This window comes from Delftia sp. GW456-R20, assembly GCF_001622915.1.
Taxonomy (GTDB): domain Bacteria; phylum Pseudomonadota; class Gammaproteobacteria; order Burkholderiales; family Burkholderiaceae_C; genus Comamonas; species Comamonas acidovorans.
Map to the genome: position 1 here is coordinate 1,113,139 of NZ_LWCN01000004.1, position 17,352 is coordinate 1,130,490.

Consider the following 17,352-nt stretch of genomic DNA (forward strand, 5'->3'; position numbering starts at 1 on the left):
GGCCCGGCAATCAGATCGTGCGGCCGAAGGGGCCATCGTCCCCCACCTGCACCATCTTGCGGCCGCGTGCAGGCTTGGCTGCCGTGCCGACTTCAGGCGCGGCGGGCTGCGCCTTGCGCGCTGCGGGGCGCTTGGCAGGCGCCTTGACCACGGGGGCCTTGGCAAGCTTGGCGGCCGGCTTGGCTGCCGGTTTCGCGGCTGCCTTGGCAACTGTCTTGGCGGCTGCCTTGCCAGCTGTCTTGGCGGCTGCCTTGGCCGCAGGCTTGGCTGCAATCTTCACGGCCTTCTTCGCAGCAGGCTTGCCACCTGCCGGCGTCTTGCGGGCCGGCGCGGTCCCGGCCACGCAGTCGGCGTAGTAGCGCACTTCGCCATCTTCGCCTTGCAGTTCCACCAGGCCGTGGATGTCGGTCTCGAAGCCTGGGCACTCCTTGGCGAACTCGCGCGCAAACAGCAGGTAGTCCACGATCTTGCGGTTGAACACTTCGCCGGGAATCAGCAGCGGAATGCCGGGCGGGTACGGCGTGACCAGGCCCACGGTGATGCGGCCTTCCAGGTGGTCGATCTCCACGCGCTCGGTCTTGCGCTGCGCGATGTGGGCGTAGGCATCGGTGGGCTTCATGGCGGGCTGCAGGTCCGACAGGTACATCTCGGTCGTCAGGCGGGCGATGTCGTACTTGGCGTACAGCTGGTGCACGTGCTGGCACAGGTCGCGCAGGCCCATGCGCTCGTAGCGGCGGTGCTGCTGGCAGAACTCGGGCAGGATGCGCGCCAGCGGCTGGTTGCGGTCGTAGTCGTCCTTGAACTGCTGCAGCGCCGTCAGCATGGTGTTCCAGCGGCCCTTGGTGATGCCGATGGTGAACATGATGAAGAACGAGTACAGGCCCGTCTTCTCCACCACCACGCCGTGCTCGGCCAGGTACTTGGTCACGATGGAGGCGGGGATGCCCGTGTCCGAGAAATCGCCGTCCAGGTCCAGGCCCGGCGTCACGATGGTGGACTTGATCGGGTCCAGCATATTGAAGCCGTCGGCCAGCTCGCCGAAGCCGTGCCAGTTGTCGAACTCCTTGCCGTTCTTGGCCTTGGAGCGCTTGGGCGCCGCGTCATGGCCGCGGATGATCCAGTCCTGGGCCGAGCCCACGCCTTCATCGGCCAGCTTCTCGGGGCCCCAGACCTCGAACCACCAGTCGTCGTCGCCGAACTCGTCCTCCACCTTGCGCATGGCGCGGCGGAAGTCCAGCGCCTCCAGAATGGACTCCTCCACCAGGGCCGTGCCGCCGGGCGGCTCCATCATCGCGGCGGCCACGTCGCAGCTGGCGATGATGCTGTACTGCGGGCTGGTCGAGGTGTGCATCAGGTACGCCTCGTTGAACAGGTGGTGGTCCAGCTTTTCGGTCTGGCTGTCCTGCACCAGCACATGCGAGGCCTGGCTGATGCCGGCCAGCAGCTTGTGGATGGACTGCGTGGCATACACCACCGAGTGCTTGGGGCGCGCGCGCTTCTTGCCCATGGCGTGGTAGCTGCCATAGAACGGGTGGAAGGCCGCGTGCGGCAGCCAGGCCTCGTCGAAGTGCAGGTTGGCCACATAGCCGTCCAGCATGCTCTTGATGGTCTCGGTGTTGTAGAGCACGCCGTCGTAGGTGGACTGCGTCAGCGTCAGCACGCGCGGCTTGACCGTCTTGGCATCCACGCCCTTGAGCAGCGGATTGGCCGCGATCTTGGCCTGGATGGACTCCACCGAGAACTCGCTTTGCGGGATCGGGCCGATGATGCCGAAGTGGTTGCGCGTGGGCTTGAGGAACACCGGAATCGCACCCGTCATGATGATGGAGTGCAGGATGGACTTGTGGCAGTTGCGGTCCACCACCACCACGTCGCCGGGCGCCACGGCGTGGTGCCACACGATCTTGTTCGACGTGGACGTGCCGTTGGTCACGAAGTAGCAATGGTCGGCATTGAAGATGCGGGCGGCATTGCGCTCGCTCTCGCCGATGGCGCCGTTGTGGTCCAGCAGCTGGCCCAGCTCCTCCACCGCGTTGCACACGTCGGCGCGCAGCATGTTCTCGCCGTAGAACTGGTGGTACATCTGGCCCACGGGGCTTTTCAGGAAGGCCACGCCGCCCGAGTGTCCGGGGCAGTGCCAGCTGTAGGAGCCGTCTTCCGCATAGTCCAGCAGCGCCTTGAAGAACGGCGGCTGCACGCCTTCCAGGTAGCTCTTGGCTTCGCGGATGATGTGCTTGGCCACGAACTCCGGCGTGTCCTCGAACATGTGGATGAAGCCGTGCAGCTCGCGCAGGATGTCGTTGGGCAGGTGGCGGCTGGTCTTGGTCTCGCCGTAGATGTAGATCGGCACATCGGCGTTCTTGCGGCGCACTTCGCCGATGAAGCTGCGCAGACTGTGGATCACGGGATCGGTTCCGCCATCGCCCAGCGAGAACTCCTCGTCATCGATGGACAGAATGAAGGCACTGGCCCGGCTTTGCTGCTGCGCGAATTGCGACAGGTCGCCGTAGCTGGTCACGCCCAGCACCTCGAAACCTTCTTCCTCGATGGCCTGGGCCAGGGCGCGGATGCCCAGGCCCGAGGTGTTCTCGGAGCGGTAGTCCTCGTCGATGATGACGATGGGAAAGCGAAACTTCATGGGGGCAGCCTCCGTAACCTGAGCGGGCCAAAAAACGAAACAGGCGCGAAGTGTAAGGAATATCCTTATTGCGCCTTTGAAGCGTGCGGATTTTCACCCAGAATGTGCTGCACTAAACACAAGCAACTGTCACAAAGGGAGTCTCACGCATGGAATATTCCACCATCTGGTGGCTAGTCGCCGGCGCCTTGGTCATCGCCGAGCTGCTGACCGGCAGCTTCTATCTGCTGATGCTGGCGCTGGGCGCCATCGTCGGCGCGCTGTGCGCGCATGCGGGCCTGGCGCCCATTGCACAGATCATCATCGCCGCCGCGCTGGGCAGCGCCTTCGTGCTGGCCTGCTATCTGGTGCGCCGCCGCCAGCCCAGCCGCCAGCCGGCATCGAGCAACCGCGATGTCAACCTCGACATAGGCGAGTCCGTCATGGTCGAGCAATGGAATTCCGACGGCACGGCCCAGGTCCGCTACCGTGGCGCCCAATGGACCGTGATCGGCCGCCCGGGCAACCTGCCCTCGGCCGGCATGCACCGCGTGGCCGAGGTCGTCGGCAACCGGCTGCTCGTGGACAAGCTCTGAGCCACCGCTGCACCTCTTGCGCACACCTGGGGATGCAGTCCTCGCGCCCCTTCGCCTCACCCTCTTGTTTCACTGAATGCCCTCCGGGCTTGGAGACACCATGGAAATCGCCATCGTCATCGCCGTCATCGCGGCCATCTTCATCGCACGATCCGTCAAGGTCGTGCCCCAGCAGCACGCCTGGGTCAAGGAACGCCTTGGCAAGTACGCCGGCACGCTCACGCCGGGCCTGAACTTCCTCGTGCCCTTCGTGGATCGCGTGGCCTACAAGCACAGCCTCAAGGAAATCCCGCTGGATGTGCCCAGCCAGGTCTGCATCACGCGCGACAACACCCAGCTGCAGGTGGACGGCATCCTCTACTTCCAGGTCACCGATCCCATGCGCGCCAGCTACGGCTCGTCCAACTACATCATGGCCGTCACCCAGCTGGCCCAGACCTCGCTGCGCAGCGTGATCGGCAAGCTCGAACTGGACAAGACCTTCGAGGAGCGCGACATGATCAACGCCCAGATCGTCTCGGCCATCGACGAGGCCGCGCTCAACTGGGGCGTGAAGGTGCTGCGCTATGAAATCAAGGACCTGACGCCGCCCGCCGAAATCCTGCGCTCCATGCAGGCCCAGATCACGGCCGAACGCGAAAAGCGCGCCCTGATCGCTGCCTCCGAAGGCCGCCGCCAGGAACAGATCAACATCGCCACCGGCGAGCGCGAAGCCTTCATCGCACGCTCCGAAGGCGAGAAGCAGGCCGTCATCAACAAGGCCCAGGGCGAGGCCGAATCCATCAAGGCCGTGGCTGACGCCACCGCCCAGGCCATCGAACGCGTGGCCACCGCCATCCGCCAGCCCGGCGGCGAACAGGCCGTGCAGCTCAAGGTGGCCGAAAAGGCCGTCGAGGCCTACAGCCAGGTGGCATCGGACGCCACCACCACCTTGATCGTTCCCAGCAACATGACCGAGGTATCGAGCCTGATCACCTCGGCCATGAAGATGATCCAGACCGGGCAGCGCACCAGCTGAGACCCGCCGGAACCCCACGAAGAACGGGCCATCGCGGCCCGTTTTTCATTGCGCGACCGTCTGCTGCACCAGTGCCATGGCGAAGCGCCCATGGCCCACGGACCAGTCCGAGTAGTCGTTCTCATGCATGAAGATGAACACATCGGCCGGCGCAACCCCGGCCCCCTCGTGCAGGTTGCGCGCAATGGCCGCATACAAGGCCTTCTTCATCGCGTCGCTGCGTCCGCGCCGCATGGTGATCTCGACCACCACCACCGCATCCGAACGCGCCACCCCGTTGAAACTGCGGCTGAACGCGAACTGCCCGGGAGCGTAGGGGTGCACCATGTTGAACAGCTCGTCCTCGGGCATGCCGATGCCTTGCACCAGCGCCTGGTGGATGCCCTGCACGACGGCATCGCGCTGGGAAGTGGAGGTGGACTGGGGCAGATAGGTGTGGACGAAGGGCATGGTGCTATGTGCTTTGGGATCGAATGGAGAGGGAGAGTCCGGCCAGAATCCACGCAGGAATTGCCGGCCGAAGCGGCAAATCTATCCACCGGCCCATTGCCTGAAAAGCGATGATTTGGCCGGTTCTATGTACCTGGAACTCACATAGCCTCCACCCGCCCGTGACCCGACTCATGACCCCACCCATGACCCGCCGCCTGCCCCCGCTGGCCGCCCTGCGCGCCTTTGAAGCTGCCGCACGCCTGGGCCGCATGACGGCGGCGGCAGACGAGCTGTGCGTCTCGCCCGGCGCCGTCAGCCGCCAGGTACGGCAGCTGGAGCAGCACCTGGGCCTGGCGCTGTTCGCGGGCACCAAGGCCCGCCCCACGCTCACCGCAGCGGCGCGCACCCTGCAGCCCGCGCTCACCCAGGCCTTCGAGCAGATCCAGGAGGCGGTGCGCAGCCTGGGCGACGCCCACGAAGGCCCGCTGGACGTGGCCTGCTTCAGCACCTTCACCGTCAAATGGCTGATCCCCCGGCTGTTCGACTTCCACGCGCACCACCCCGGCATCGAGGTGCGCCTGCGCACCACGGACACCGGCACCGACGCTGCACGCGAAGGCTGCGACCTGCTCATCACGGCCATCCCCACCGACAGCAGCGGCAACAGCGGCCAAGCCATTGCAGGCGACGAGATGGCCCTGCCGCTTTTCGACGAATACCTGGGCCCCGTGATGTCCCCCGCAATGGCCGGGCTTGTCGCGCGGCCCCAGGACCTGGCCAGCCTCCCCTTGCTGCACACGCGCGGCCGGCGCGATGCCTGGGACCTGTGGGCCACCTCCATGGACATGGCCCCGCCCGCAGCGGCAGGCCCCGTCTACGAGCACTACTACTTCACGCTGGAAGCGGCGCTGCGCGGCCTGGGTGCAGCCGTTGCTCCCTGGCACCTGGTGATGGACGACGTGCAGGCCGGCCGCCTGCTGGCACCCTTCGGCTTCACGGCCTCCGGCTACCGCTACCTGGCACTGCGCCGCAGCACCGCCGCGCCTGCCCGGCTCGACACCCTGTGCACGTGGCTGCAGGCGCAGGTGCGGGCCATGCCGCAAGTGCCAGCCGTCCAAGGCGTGCCGATCACGCAGGCAGGCAACTTCGCCGCAGCCCCCAAAAATCGATGCTAGAATCGCGGTCTTCGGAGAGGTGGATGAGCGGTTTAAGTCGCACGCCTGGAAAGCGTGTGTGGGCTAATCCCCACCGCGGGTTCGAATCCCGCCCTCTCCGCCAAAATGATCTAAGCCCTTGATTGATTCAATCAAGGGCTTTTTTCTTTGTGCAGCGTGTGACCGCACGACAGGAATCGGGCGAACCCGCTCCTGATCGCAGCGGGTTCGATTCAGGCCTGCCGCCCGGCCTACCTGAGCCGTGGCTGCACGATGATCTTCACCGCCGATTCGTTGTTGTGAATCAGCGTGTCAAAGCCCTGCGCCACCAGGTCATCGAGCTGGATGCGCTGGGTGATGAAGGGCTCGAGGTTGATCTTGCCCTCCTCGACCAGCTTGATGGTTTCCTGGTGGTCGTTGCAGTAGGCAATGGTGCCGCGCACGTCCAGCTCCTTCATGACCACGCTGTGCACGTTGATGGTGGCCGGATGGCTCCAGATGGACACGATCACCACCACGCCCGTGGCCTTCGTCACGGCCACCAGCGTGTCCAGCACCTTGTTCACGCTGGAGCACTCGAACGACACATCCACGCCCTTGCCACCGGTGAGCTTCATCACCTCGGCCACCACGTCCACTTCGGAGGGGTCCAGGATGTGATCGGCCACGCCCGATTCACGCGCCTTCTGCTTGCGCTTGGCGCTCAGTTCGGTGATGACCACCGTCAGGCCCTTGGCCTTCAGGATGGCGGACAGCAGCAGGCCGATGGGGCCTGCGCCGCCGACCAGCGCCACATCACCCGCCTTCGCTCCGCTGCGGGTATAGGCATGGTGGCCCACGGACAGCGGCTCGATCAGCGCGGCCTGATCCAGTGGAATGGCATTGGAGATCGGGTGCACCCAGCGGCGCTTGACCGCAATCCGCTCGGACAGCCCGCCGCCGCGCCCGCCCAGGCCGATGAAATTCATGTCCTTGGACAGGTGGTAGTGGTCGCCCGGCCCCGTGGGCACGTCGTCGGCCACGATGTAGGGCTCCACCACGACGTGCTGACCGACCTTGATATCGTCGACGCCCGCGCCCACGGCGTACACCACGCCGGAGAACTCGTGCCCCATGGTGATGGGTGCGGACTCGCCCGAGATGGGGTGCGGATGGCCGCAGGGCGGAATGAAGATCGGCCCTTCCATGAACTCATGCAAATCCGTGCCGCAGATGCCGCACCAGGCCACCTCGATGCCCACGGTGCCGGGCTCCACCACGGGTTCGGGTATGTCTTCGATGCGGATGTCGCCCCGGTCGTAGAAACGTGCTGCTTTCATGATTGAACTTTCTGTTTTGCAAGGCTGGGTTGGCGGGCGGCACAGCCGCCCCATGGCGATTATTCGGCCTTACCGCAGGTGATGAACTTGCTGCAGGTCATAGACACGCACTGGCAGGCCTTCCTGCCGCGCCTTGAGCTGCAGCGCCAGGTACAGCGAATAGTGGCGCGACTGGTGCAGGTTGCCGCCGTGGAACCACAGCGCCTCTTGCTGCGTGGGCTTCCACATGTTGCGCTGCTCACCCTCCCACGGCCCCGGGTCCTTGGTGGTGTCCGAGCCCAGGCCCCAGACCTTGCCCACCTTGTCTGCCACCTCCTGGCTGATCAGGTCGGCCACCCAGCCGTTCATGGAGCCATAGCCGGTCGCGTAGACCACCAGGTCGGCCGGCAGCTCGGTGCCATCGGCCAGCACCACCGCGTTTTCCGACAGGTGGCTGATCTGCTTGCCCGCCTGCAGCTTGATGCTGCCGTCGATCACCAGATCGCAGGCCCCCACGTCGATGTAGTAGCCCGAGGCGCGGCGCAGGTACTTCATGAAAAGGCCGGAGTCGTCATCACCGAAGTCCAGCATGAAGCCGGTCGCCTCCAGCTTGCGGTAGAAGTCCGCGTCGCGCTCGCGGATGCGGTTGTACACCGGCACCTGGAAGTCGGCCATGATGCGGTAGGGCAGCGAGGCGAAGATCAGGTCCGCCTTCCTGGTCGTCACGCCGCTGGCCACGGCGCGCTCCGAGTACAGGTCGCCCAGGCCGATGTCCATCAGCGAATCGGAGCGCACGATGTGCGTGGACGAGCGCTGCACCATGGTCACATCGGCGCCGTGCTCCCACAGGGCCGCGCAGATGTCATGCGCTGAATTGTTGGCACCGATCACCACCACCTTCTTGCCGGCGTAGGCGTCCGGTCCATGGTGCTGGGACGAGTGCTGCTGCTCGCCCTTGAAGACGTCCTGGCCCTTGATCTTGGGCACATTCGCCTTGCCCGACATGCCGGTGGCGAACACCACATGCCTGGGACGCAGCACCTGCGTCTCGCCATTGCGCTCCACGGTGACTTCCCATTCCTGTCTGTCCTCATCGAAGCGGGCGTTCAGGCAATCGGTGGAGGGCCAGTAGTTGACCTCCATCACCTTGGTGTACATCTCCAGCCAGTCGCCGATCTTGTCCTTGGGCGCGAACACGGGCCAGTTGTCCGGGAAAGGCATGTACGGCAGGTGGTCGTACCAGACCGGGTCGTGCAGGCACAGCGATTTATAGCGGTTGCGCCACTGGTCGCCGGGGCGCGCCTGGCGGTCGATGACGATGTGCGATACCCCCAGCTGGCGCAGCCGCGCGCCCAGCGCAATGCCGCCCTGGCCGCCGCCGATGACGAGCACGAAAGGCTGCTTGTCACGGCCCAGCTCCTGGGCCTCCTGCTGGCGGCGCTCCAGCCAGGTCTGGCGGCCACGCCGGATGCCGTGCTCGGCCCCCATCGGGCGGCGCGTGCCCATGGGTTCCTCATGGCCCTTGAGCTCCTGGGCGGCCGTCAGCAGCGTCCAGATGCGCCCGTCCCTGATGCGGACATGGCCGCCGCCGCGCGCATGGCGCGTGTCGATCACGATCCAGGCGGACACCACGCCATCGGCCTCCTCCACCGTCTCACGCTCGTCCAGCGAAAAGCGCACGGGCGCCGCGGCGTCCAGCTGCGCAGCCAGCATGTCGGCGATCTGGCTGCGCCCTTCCATGGTCTTGATGTTCCAGGTCAGCAGCACCAGGTCGCGCCAGTAGCATTCGTCGGCGAACAGGCGGCTGGCGGCCGCGAAGTCGCGGTCTCCCAGGGCATGGTTGAGTTGGTCAAGCAGCGCCTTGGCGCGGGCGTTGGGCGTCGTATCGGTCATGGTTGTCTCCTTGATGCGGTCATGCCCGCTGGTTTTTCTTCGGGCAGGCGCTCTTACGCAATCACCATGCCAGGCAGGCCCGGCGGCAGGATGCGCCAGGCAAATCAAGGGGTTGCCTGCGCGCCTCCGGTACAAACCCTGCGCCTTGCACCCCGCTGCCCGGCGTTGCCGCCCGCGACAGGTGGGGCAGCCCTGCGACACCTGTCGCACCAGGCGTGCTGCAGCGCAGCAGGGGCAGTGGGTAAGTCTTGATTGGCGCTGCACCGTGCAGGGCACAGAATCGTCTGCGGCACGTTCAAAGCCCGCATCGACTCCACGCCATGCCCCTGCAGTCCTACGCCTCGCACATCCAGGAAATCGAAGCCTTCGGCCTGGGCTACTCCAACCGCAGCCAAGAGCGCGACCGCGCCGTGCTGCGCAGCTGGCGCCGCTGCATCGACTCCCACCGGCTTGACCCGGCGCATACCAGCGAAGCCCACATCGTGACCGACGGCCAGCTGCGCGCGCACCGCGAGGAGTCCGAGCCGCTGATCCACATCGCCCGCCATGCGCTGGAGCGGCTGTACCAGCAGCTCAAGGGCCTGGACTACGTGCTGCTGCTGGCGGACCGGCACGGCGTGGCCGTGGACTTTCTAGGGCACGAGGCCGACGCTGGCGACCTGCGCCGCGCGGGCCTGTACCTGGGCGCGCAGTGGCGCGAGGACCACTCGGGCACCTCGGCCGTGGGCGCCTGCCTGGAAACGGGCGAGGCGCTGACCGTGCACCAGAGCGACCATTTCGACTTCACCCACACCGGCCTGTCCTGCACGGCCGCGCCCATCTACGACATGCACGGCGAACTCGCAGCGGTGCTGGACCTGTCGCTGCTGCGCTCGCCCGCCGAGCGGGCCAGCCAGAACCTGGCGCTGAACCTCGTCGTGGCCGCCGCGCGGCGCGTGGAGCAGGCCAACCTGATGGCGCAGTCCGGCCAGGACTGGGTGGTGCGCCTGGCGCAGTCGCCCGATTTCCTCGACGTCGACCCCGACGCCTCCATCAGCGTGGACGCACGGGGCCGCATTCGCGCCATGACCCACGCGGGCGCCCGCCTGCTGGTGGCCGCCGCGCAGCTGGACTGGCGCCAGCGCCAAAAGCTCATCGGCCAGCCGCTGGAGCGTTTCTTCGATGTGGACCTGCGCCACCTGCCCGAGCTGCGCCGCCATCGCCCGGCGCAGGAGCGCATCATCCGCGCCCGCGACGGCAGCATCCTCTTCGCCCATGCCATGGAGCCGCAGCGCCCGACACGCCGCCTGCGCGCGCAGGCAATGCCGGCGCAGCCTCCGCTGCCGGCAGCGCTGCAGGCGCTGGACACGGGCGATGCCAAGCTGCAGACGCTGCTGCGCAAGGCCGCCCGACTCGCGCCGCAAACGCTGCCCATCCTGGTGCAGGGGGAGACCGGCGCAGGCAAGGAATACCTGGCCCGCGCGCTGCATGCCAGCAGCGGCCGCAGCGGCGCCTTCGTCGCCATCAACTGCGCGGCCATTCCCGAGGCACTGCTGGAAAGCGAGCTGTTCGGCTACCTGCCCGGCACCTGGACCGGCGGCGCCAGCAAGGGCCGCGAGGGCCTGATCGCCGCGGCGCACGAAGGCACGCTGTTCCTCGACGAGATCGGCGATATGCCACTGGCCCTGCAAGCCAAGCTGCTGCGTGTCCTGTCCGAATCCGAAATCACCCCGCTGGGCGCCCGCGCGCCACGGGCCGTGTCCGTTCGCGTCATCTCGGCCTCGCACCGGCCGCTGGCCGAATTGGTGCGGCGCGGCAGCTTCCGCGAAGACCTGCTTTACCGCCTCAATGCCGCCGAGCTGCAACTGCCCGCCCTGCGCCAGCGCAGCGACCTGCAGGCCATTGCCGACCAGATGCTGGCCACGCTGGGCAGCCATCTGCACCTGGGCGACGCGGCCCGCGCGCTGCTGGCCGCGCACGCCTGGCCCGGCAACCTGCGCGAACTGCACAACGCGCTGCGCTACGCCGCAGCCCTGTGCGGGAACGATGGCGACGGCAGCGTCGAGCCCGACCACCTGCCCGACGCGCTGCACGGCACCCCGCCCTGCACCGCCGCCCTGGCAAACAACACCAGCGAGCCCGCCGCACAGGCGCTGGAGCAACTGCTTGCCCAATGCCAGGGCAACGTCTCCGAGGCGGCGCGCCAGCTCGGCGTCAGCCGCTCCACCATCCACCGCCGCATCCAGCAGCTGCAGCTGGGCGTGCGGCATGCCCAATGGCGCGGGCCATAGGGCCAAGCGGCAACCGGCAACCGGCAACCGGCAATCCCGAAGCGTCGCTGACACGGTGTTACAGGAGCTGCGGCGTTCACCAGTAGATTGGCGCGTTTCGTCCATTGCAGCCCCAAAAAAAGATGAAACCCAAGATCAACTTCATTGAACGCGAGCGCCTGTTCCGGCGTGAACTGAAACGGCGAAAGGTCAGGTTCCTGCCCATGCAGGTATTGCGCCGGCTGTTCGAGAAGGCAGGTGTCTGAGCCCTCCCCCACGGCTGCAAACAACTGGAGCAGGTCCGGCTGCGCATGCAGCCTGGTCAAACCCGCCGCATTCAGCGCTACACTGCCCGGCTCGCTACCCATGGGCCATGCAATGAATACGGCCGGGTGACTTGGCATCTATGGGCAGCTTTGGCTTTGGATTGCCCCAGAGAACCAGATCAAGATGACTGCCCTCAACACTGCGCTCACGTTGGCGTGGATGCTTTCCTTGATCGTCATACCCGTTCTTGTTTTTCTAAAAACAAGGATGCCGCGGAGTACCTCCGCACAGTAAGTCATCAGTGACTACGACGCGCAATTGGCGTCGATTGAAGCCCACCTGCAGGCCAATCGCGCCATTGTCTCCACCCTGCCATCTTGATGTGATGGCTTGCGAAAACGCTTCGCAGGCCATCTCCATGGGTGCTCACGCCCTCACCAACTGATGCAGCAACTGGCTCAGATCCTCCTGCGAATACGGCTTGGCCAGCCGCGTCATTCCAGGCGGCAGCGCCGGGATGTCTGCAAAGCCGCTGGCCAGGATGAAATTCAAGCCTGGATACCGCTGCGCAATGTGTTCGGCCAGCTCGACGCCGTTCATGCCGGGCATGGCGTAGTCGGAGATGACCACGTCAAAGCGTGCCTGGCGCGCCAGCAGGTCGATGGCCTCCTGCCCGGCGCCGAGGGCCGTGACACGGTGGCCCAGGTCCTCCAGCAAGGCCGAGGCGTTGGCCAGCACCAGCGGGTCGTCGTCCACCAACAGCACGTCCATGGGTCCCACGTCCTGCGTGCGCTGGGCGCCCAGGTGGCAGGCCGTGCTCTCGTCCTTGGAGATGGGCATCCACATCTCCACCGTGGTGCCGTTGCCCGGTGTGCTGTGCAGCACGAGCTTGCCGCCGGATTGGGCCACCAGCCCGTCCACCATGGCCAGGCCCAGGCCGGTGCCCTTGCCCACGCCCTTGGTGGTGAAGAAGGGCTCGACCACGCGGGACAGCGTCTGCTCGTCCATGCCCTCGCCGGTGTCCTCCACGCGCACGCAGACATACGAGCCTGCGGCAAGGCCTGCAAGCTGGCGCGGCAGCATCGTTTCCACGGCCGCCGCGATCTTGATGACGCCGCCGCCCGGCATGGCGTCGCGCGAGTTGGCGACGAGGTTGAGCATGCTGCTCTCGAACTGGCTGGGATCGGTGAGGATGCGCGGCAGGTTGGCGGCCAGGGCCATCTTGAGAAAGATATGCGGGCCGGCCGCCTGCTGCAGCAGGCCTTGCAGGCCCGACAGCAGCACCGCCACGTCCACGGCCTCCGTCTTCAATTCCTGCTGCCGCGCAAAGGCCATCATGCGCTGGGTCAGCGAGGCGCCACGCTGGGCGCCGCGCGTGGCGGTCTCCACCAGCGCGCGCAGCCGCTCGTCGGGCGGCATGCGCTTGCGCAGCAGCTCCAGGCTGCTGAGCACGGCCATCAGCAGGTTGTTGAAGTCATGGGCCACGCCGCCCGTGAAGCGGCCGATGGCCTCCATCTTCAAGGCCTGGCGCAGCTGGGATTCGGCGGCCTTGCGCTCGGTCACATCGCGGGTGACCTTGGCAAAGCCGATCAGCCGGCCGTCATCGTAGATGGCATCGATGACCACCGAGGCCCAAAAGCGCGAGCCATCCTTGCGCACGCGCAGGCCTTCGGCCTCCATGCGGCCCGTGCTGACCGCCGTGCGCAGCCCCGCCTGCGGCAGCCCGGCCTGCTGGTCTTCGGGCGTGTAAAAGCGCGAGAAATGGGTGTTGAGGACCTCCTCCTCCTCATAGCCCTTGATGCGTTTGGCGCCCAGGTTCCAGCTCACGATGCGGCCTTCGGGGTCGAGCATGTAGATCGCATAGTCGGTCACGCTTTGCACCAGCAAGGCAAAGCTGCGCTCGGCGCTGGAAAGCGGGCTGGACAGGGGCGGCGGCGCGGCCGGCGGGTGCGCATCGGCCTCGCGCACGCACAGCAGCAACGCCGGGCTGCCGTCCGGCAGCCGTATGCGCGATGTGCTCGAAGCCACGGGCCGCTCGCGCCCTGAACAGGTCAGCAGCGGCCAGCAGCTGGACTGCCGGGGCTGTGCGGCCTGGGCAGGAGGCTCCCATTGGCGGCTTGCCCAGCCTGAACGCGCAGCCTGGGCGACGAAACGCTCTTCGAAAACGCTGCCCTCCAGCGCATCTCCGGAGTGGTCCAGCAGGCTGCGGGCCTGGCGGTTGCAGTGGGCCAGGCGACCGTCGAGCCCGACGACAAAGACGGCGTCGGGAAACGCATCCAGAACGGCGTGGCCCGGGTCAAGGGGCAAGAGAGCGTCGGAGCCTGGAGAGGCCGACGCCAGACCATTCGAGGTCAGCATGTGAGCGACTCCGTAGGCAAATGGGTTGAATGCGCCGCGAAAATTGTAAGCAGCACGGATTCATCGCAAGCGGTTGCATCACAGGATCAGGGACGCGCTTCCTGCTCGTGCTCGGAAGCCGCCGGGGCAGGCACGGCGTCCAGGTCGGGCTCGGAATGCAAGGCCTCGCTGAGCTGGTCCACCACCAGCGCCCAGGTCGCATCGGCATGCCACTGCTGCGAGAACAGGGCGCGTTGCGCATCGGTCCAGAACGGCGCGTCCACCAGCAGCGTGTTTTTCTCCAGGCGGTGCGAAAGAATGAACTGACGGATGCCCTCCGGGCTGGAGTCCAGTCCCAGCTGATCGAAGAGGTTGGTCATGGTGGGTTCGGCTGTGATCATGGTGTGTCCTTCTTGGGTGTTGGCGGGGGTTGGTCCAAGGCTAGAAGCTCGGCCGGCTGCCCCATGTCGGACACCGAAGCAAGCTACCGTCGGAAGCCCTTCTGCGCTTGGGCCGCAGTGCCCGCGCACAGCACAGCCCTGCTCCTACAAGGCGGCACCAGCGCACTGGCGCACCATGCAGCCACCTCATCACAGGACACCTATTTCATGAAAAAACTGCTGCTTGCCACCGCCATATCCCTTGCCTTCGCCGCAGGCCTGTCGCCCGCCCACGCCCAGGTGGGCAAGGCCGCCTCCGAGGCCGCCGACGCCGCAGACCACAAGGTGAAGGAAAAGCAGGCCGACGCCAAGGCCAAGGACAGCGGGCCGGTCGGCAAGGCCGTGAACAACGTCAAGTCGGACTACCACAAGAAGCGCTCCAAGCAGTCGGCAGACAACGCCAAGGAATCGCTGAAGAAGGCGACCGAGTAAACGGCACGGCCCGGATGGACAAAGGCCCACTTGCGTGGGCCTTTGTCTTTTGGAGAGGCCGGCGCTGCCGGCGCGGCCTCAGAAGCTATGCCGCAGCGTCACCATCACATTGCGCGGCGCACCGGGCAGGTTCAGGTTGGGGCTGGTGCCGTGGGCCGAGACGATATAGCGGCGGTCGAACAGGTTGCGCAGGTTCAGCTGCACCGTGGTGGCACGGCCGATGCGGTACTGGGCCATGGCATCCACCACTGTGTAGGCGGGCAGCGTGACGGTGTTGCCGGGGTTGGCAAAGCGGTCGCCCACGTAGTTGAGGCCGCCGCCCACGGTCCAGGCATCGCCCAGGCGCTGGGTCAGCCAGACAGACAGGGAGTTCCTGGGCGTGATGGTGGCGCGCTTGCCCTGCACTGGCTGACCGGCGTCCACGGTGGTGGATTCGGTGACCACGGCATCCAGGTAAGCGTAGCTGAAGGTGGCCTGGGTGCCGGGGCGCAGCTCGCCGGACAGCGACAGCTCCAGGCCGCGCGTGCGCTGCGTGCCGATGGGGATCAGTTGGGTGGGCTGGGCCGGGTTGGTGGTCTTGATGTCGGTGCGTTCCAGCTGGAACAGCGATGCCGTCGCCATGGCCTTGCCGTCCATCAGGTCCCATTTGCCGCCCACTTCATAGTTGGTGGTGCTTTCCGGCTTGATGGCGGCATTGGTGGCCGACAGCGCAAACATCTCGGCCGAAGGCTGGTAGGAGCGGCTGACCGACAGGTAATAGGACTGCACGGCATCGGGCTGCCACACCAGGCCGGCGCGCGGGCTCCAGGTGGAGTCCGTGCGGCTGAAGTCGCTCTGGCCGGCCAGGCGGTTGTCGGTTTCCTGGCCGAAGCGGTCATAGCGCAGGCCCACCAGCAGCTTCCACTGCGGCGACAGCGTGACCTGGTCCTGCAGGTACAGGGCCCGCGTGAGGTAGCGGTTGAGCGTGCTGCCGCTCAGGGTGCCGCCGCCGTTGAGCGGGGCCACGGGCAGCACGGGGTTCCAGAGGTTCACGTTGGCCAGGGTGCCACCGCTGTAGGACAGCGCATCCTTGTTCTGCTGGCCCAGCTCCAGGCCGTAGAGCACTTCATGCTGCACGCTGCCGGTGCTGAAATTCTGGATCAGCTCGGTCTGGTTGAAGATGCCGTGCTCGTTGCGGTCCACGCCCGAGCGGGTCAGCGCCACGGTGCCGGCCGCCTCGTTGGTGGTGCCGGCCGGCAAGGTGTTCTGGCGGTCCAGCTCGTAGTGGTAGTAGCGCAGCGCGTTGCGCACGCGCAGCGTGTCCGAGAAGCGGTGGTTGAAGGTGGCGGTGAAGGAGCCCACGGTAGATTCGGAGGTGTCCGCATCGCGCGCATTGGCCGAGCCGTAGTAGGTGCCGGGCGCCACATCCACGGGGCGGCCGCGATAGGCGGGAATGCCGAAGTCGGTGACGCGCTTGTCGCGCAGCAGCTCGGCCTGCAGCGTCAGCGAGGTGTTGCCGTCCGGCTTCCACATGACGGATGGGGCGATGGTCTCGCGCTTGAGGAACTGCTGGCTGCGGTAGCTGTTGGCGTCTTCGGCGGCGCCGGTGACGCGCCAGGACCAGTCGCTGCCCTCGGGCGCGCGGCCCACGTCGAATTCGGCACGCTTGTCGGCCCAGCTTCCCACGCTGACGGCCACGTCGGAGACATTGACGCCCGGCTTCTTGGTCACGCGGTTGACCAGGCCGCCCGAGGACCCCCGGCCATAGAGCACGGCGGCCGGGCCCTTGACGACTTCCACGCGCTCGATGTTGGAGAGGTCGCGGAAATACAGCGCATCGTCCCGGAATCCATCCACGAACTGGTCGCCAATGCTGGTGAAGCCGCGGATGCTGACCTGGTCGCGCTGGCCGTCGCCGTGCGACAGGCCGATGCCGGCCACGTTGCGCAGCGTGTCCTGCAGCGAGGTGGCCGCCTGGTCGCGCATGACCTGCTGGGGGATCACATTGATGGTCTGGGGCACGTCGCGCAGCGGCGCCTCGGTCTTGGTGCCGCTGGCGGCCGAGGGGGCGTAGTAGGCCGTGTCCTCCGCGCGCGAGGCCAGCACGCGCACTTCTGCCATGACGGCGCCCCCAGCGCCGGAGCTGGCAGCCGGGCCGCCGCTGCGCTCCACGGTGAAGGTGCGCTCATCCTGCGCACGCACCTGCAGGCCGCTGCCGGCCAGCAGGCGCTGCAGGGCCTCGCGCACTTCCAGCGTGCCGCGCAGCGCGGGCGCCTGCAGGCCCTGGGCCACATCGGTAAGGAAGATGATCTGGGCGCCGCTTTGGCGCGCCAGCGCGTTCAGCGACTGGGCCAGCGGCTGGGCAGGCAGGTCCACGGCCAGGGGCTGGGCATGGGCCAGGCCGGCAATGCACAGTGCGGCGGCCAGGGCCGCGATGCGAAGGCGCGGCAGGCCGGTGACGGTAGGGGAAGGGTTCATGGCGACATCTCTCCTGAGGCGTTGGATACGGAATACGGGGTACGGCGGTGGCGGCAGGCCCCTCCAGGGCCAGCTCGGGCCCGGGCGCGATGCCGGTCTGCCTGTAAGCCGCTGCAGCGCGCAGGTTTGTACACATGGCCACGGAAAATTTCTGGATCAGGC

At 66.7% G+C, this 17,352-nt stretch carries 13 protein-coding genes and 1 tRNA gene; 7 read left to right on the plus strand and 7 right to left on the minus strand.

Annotated features, from left to right (window positions below; genetic code table 11):
• Positions 1 to 10 precede the first annotated feature (10 nt).
• The gene (locus tag A4F85_RS10395; RefSeq protein WP_063326534.1) at positions 11 to 2,638 is read right to left on the minus strand and encodes an arginine/lysine/ornithine decarboxylase; all 2,628 of its coding nucleotides are present in this window, start codon (positions 2,636 to 2,638) and stop codon (positions 11 to 13) included.
• A gap of 149 nt (positions 2,639 to 2,787) precedes the next feature.
• On the opposite strand from A4F85_RS10395, the gene A4F85_RS10400 reads away from it, so the two are divergent.
• Positions 2,788 to 3,213, plus strand: a complete 426-nt coding sequence (locus A4F85_RS10400; protein WP_012204811.1) for an NfeD family protein — start codon at positions 2,788 to 2,790, stop codon at positions 3,211 to 3,213.
• A gap of 100 nt (positions 3,214 to 3,313) precedes the next feature.
• Positions 3,314 to 4,231, plus strand: coding sequence for an SPFH domain-containing protein (locus tag A4F85_RS10405; protein WP_013803054.1), 918 nt, complete (start codon positions 3,314 to 3,316; stop codon positions 4,229 to 4,231).
• A gap of 45 nt (positions 4,232 to 4,276) precedes the next feature.
• Here A4F85_RS10405 and A4F85_RS10410 read toward each other — a convergent pair whose 3' ends face one another.
• Complete coding sequence (locus A4F85_RS10410) at positions 4,277 to 4,681, minus strand: tautomerase family protein (protein ID WP_063326535.1); 405 nt, start codon at positions 4,679 to 4,681, stop codon at positions 4,277 to 4,279.
• 185 nt (positions 4,682 to 4,866) lie between these two features.
• Here A4F85_RS10410 and A4F85_RS10415 point away from each other — a divergent pair, with 185 nt between their 5' ends.
• Both A4F85_RS10415 and A4F85_RS10420 read left to right on the plus strand, forming a co-directional pair.
• Positions 4,867 to 5,838, plus strand: coding sequence for a LysR substrate-binding domain-containing protein (locus A4F85_RS10415; protein ID WP_063326536.1), 972 nt, complete (start codon positions 4,867 to 4,869; stop codon positions 5,836 to 5,838).
• A 13-nt stretch (positions 5,839 to 5,851) separates the two neighbouring features.
• Positions 5,852 to 5,941, plus strand: a tRNA-Ser gene (locus tag A4F85_RS10420).
• 127 nt (positions 5,942 to 6,068) lie between these two features.
• Here A4F85_RS10420 and A4F85_RS10425 read toward each other — a convergent pair.
• Positions 6,069 to 7,136 carry a 2,3-butanediol dehydrogenase gene (locus tag A4F85_RS10425; protein ID WP_013803056.1) on the minus strand — a complete coding sequence of 356 codons (1,068 nt, stop codon included), beginning with the start codon at positions 7,134 to 7,136 and terminating at the stop codon, positions 6,069 to 6,071.
• A 69-nt stretch (positions 7,137 to 7,205) separates the two neighbouring features.
• Positions 7,206 to 9,008 carry an NAD(P)/FAD-dependent oxidoreductase gene (locus A4F85_RS10430; protein ID WP_063326537.1) on the minus strand — a complete coding sequence of 601 codons (1,803 nt, stop codon included), beginning with the start codon at positions 9,006 to 9,008 and terminating at the stop codon, positions 7,206 to 7,208.
• A gap of 320 nt (positions 9,009 to 9,328) precedes the next feature.
• Here A4F85_RS10430 and A4F85_RS10435 point away from each other — a divergent pair, with 320 nt between their 5' ends.
• A complete protein-coding gene (locus A4F85_RS10435) occupies positions 9,329 to 11,278 on the plus strand; it encodes a sigma-54-dependent Fis family transcriptional regulator (protein WP_063326538.1) in 1,950 nt (649 codons plus the stop codon).
• Between the two features lie 122 nt (positions 11,279 to 11,400).
• The gene (locus tag A4F85_RS31240; protein ID WP_013803059.1) at positions 11,401 to 11,523 is read left to right on the plus strand and encodes a hypothetical protein; all 123 of its coding nucleotides are present in this window, start codon (positions 11,401 to 11,403) and stop codon (positions 11,521 to 11,523) included.
• Positions 11,524 to 11,950: 427 nt separating this feature from the next.
• On the opposite strand, the gene A4F85_RS10440 is transcribed toward A4F85_RS31240, so the two are convergent.
• On the minus strand, positions 11,951 to 13,882 hold the full coding sequence (locus tag A4F85_RS10440; RefSeq protein ID WP_063326539.1) for a hybrid sensor histidine kinase/response regulator: 1,932 nt from the start codon (positions 13,880 to 13,882) through the stop codon (positions 11,951 to 11,953).
• Between the two features lie 86 nt (positions 13,883 to 13,968).
• The gene (locus A4F85_RS10445; RefSeq protein WP_012204803.1) at positions 13,969 to 14,262 is read right to left on the minus strand and encodes a DUF2789 domain-containing protein; all 294 of its coding nucleotides are present in this window, start codon (positions 14,260 to 14,262) and stop codon (positions 13,969 to 13,971) included.
• 207 nt (positions 14,263 to 14,469) lie between these two features.
• Here A4F85_RS10445 and A4F85_RS10450 point away from each other — a divergent pair, with 207 nt between their 5' ends.
• Complete coding sequence (locus A4F85_RS10450) at positions 14,470 to 14,733, plus strand: hypothetical protein (protein WP_063327954.1); 264 nt, start codon at positions 14,470 to 14,472, stop codon at positions 14,731 to 14,733.
• Between the two features lie 78 nt (positions 14,734 to 14,811).
• Here the strand turns inward: A4F85_RS10450 and A4F85_RS10455 are convergent, their stop codons facing one another.
• On the minus strand, positions 14,812 to 17,190 hold the full coding sequence (locus tag A4F85_RS10455) for a TonB-dependent siderophore receptor (RefSeq protein WP_063326540.1): 2,379 nt from the start codon (positions 17,188 to 17,190) through the stop codon (positions 14,812 to 14,814).
• Between the last annotated feature and the right edge of the window lie 162 nt (positions 17,191 to 17,352).

What these genes read in the sequence shown, in the direction of transcription:
- A4F85_RS10400 (WP_012204811.1), top strand. Translation starts at nt 2,788, where the DNA reads ATGGAATATTCCACCATCTGGTGGCTAGTCGCCGGCGCCTTGGTCATC.
- A4F85_RS10445 (WP_012204803.1), bottom strand. Translation starts at nt 14,262, where the DNA reads ATGATCACAGCCGAACCCACCATGACCAACCTCTTCGATCAGCTGGGA.
- A4F85_RS10415 (WP_063326536.1), top strand. Translation starts at nt 4,867, where the DNA reads ATGACCCGCCGCCTGCCCCCGCTGGCCGCCCTGCGCGCCTTTGAAGCT.
- A4F85_RS31240 (WP_013803059.1), top strand. Translation starts at nt 11,401, where the DNA reads ATGAAACCCAAGATCAACTTCATTGAACGCGAGCGCCTGTTCCGGCGT.
- A4F85_RS10410 (WP_063326535.1), bottom strand. Translation starts at nt 4,681, where the DNA reads ATGCCCTTCGTCCACACCTATCTGCCCCAGTCCACCTCCACTTCCCAG.
- A4F85_RS10395 (WP_063326534.1), bottom strand. Translation starts at nt 2,638, where the DNA reads ATGAAGTTTCGCTTTCCCATCGTCATCATCGACGAGGACTACCGCTCC.
- A4F85_RS10440 (WP_063326539.1), bottom strand. Translation starts at nt 13,882, where the DNA reads ATGCTGACCTCGAATGGTCTGGCGTCGGCCTCTCCAGGCTCCGACGCT.
- A4F85_RS10430 (WP_063326537.1), bottom strand. Translation starts at nt 9,008, where the DNA reads ATGACCGATACGACGCCCAACGCCCGCGCCAAGGCGCTGCTTGACCAA.
- A4F85_RS10405 (WP_013803054.1), top strand. Translation starts at nt 3,314, where the DNA reads ATGGAAATCGCCATCGTCATCGCCGTCATCGCGGCCATCTTCATCGCA.
- A4F85_RS10435 (WP_063326538.1), top strand. Translation starts at nt 9,329, where the DNA reads ATGCCCCTGCAGTCCTACGCCTCGCACATCCAGGAAATCGAAGCCTTC.
- A4F85_RS10450 (WP_063327954.1), top strand. Translation starts at nt 14,470, where the DNA reads ATGAAAAAACTGCTGCTTGCCACCGCCATATCCCTTGCCTTCGCCGCA.
- A4F85_RS10455 (WP_063326540.1), bottom strand. Translation starts at nt 17,190, where the DNA reads ATGAACCCTTCCCCTACCGTCACCGGCCTGCCGCGCCTTCGCATCGCG.
- A4F85_RS10425 (WP_013803056.1), bottom strand. Translation starts at nt 7,136, where the DNA reads ATGAAAGCAGCACGTTTCTACGACCGGGGCGACATCCGCATCGAAGAC.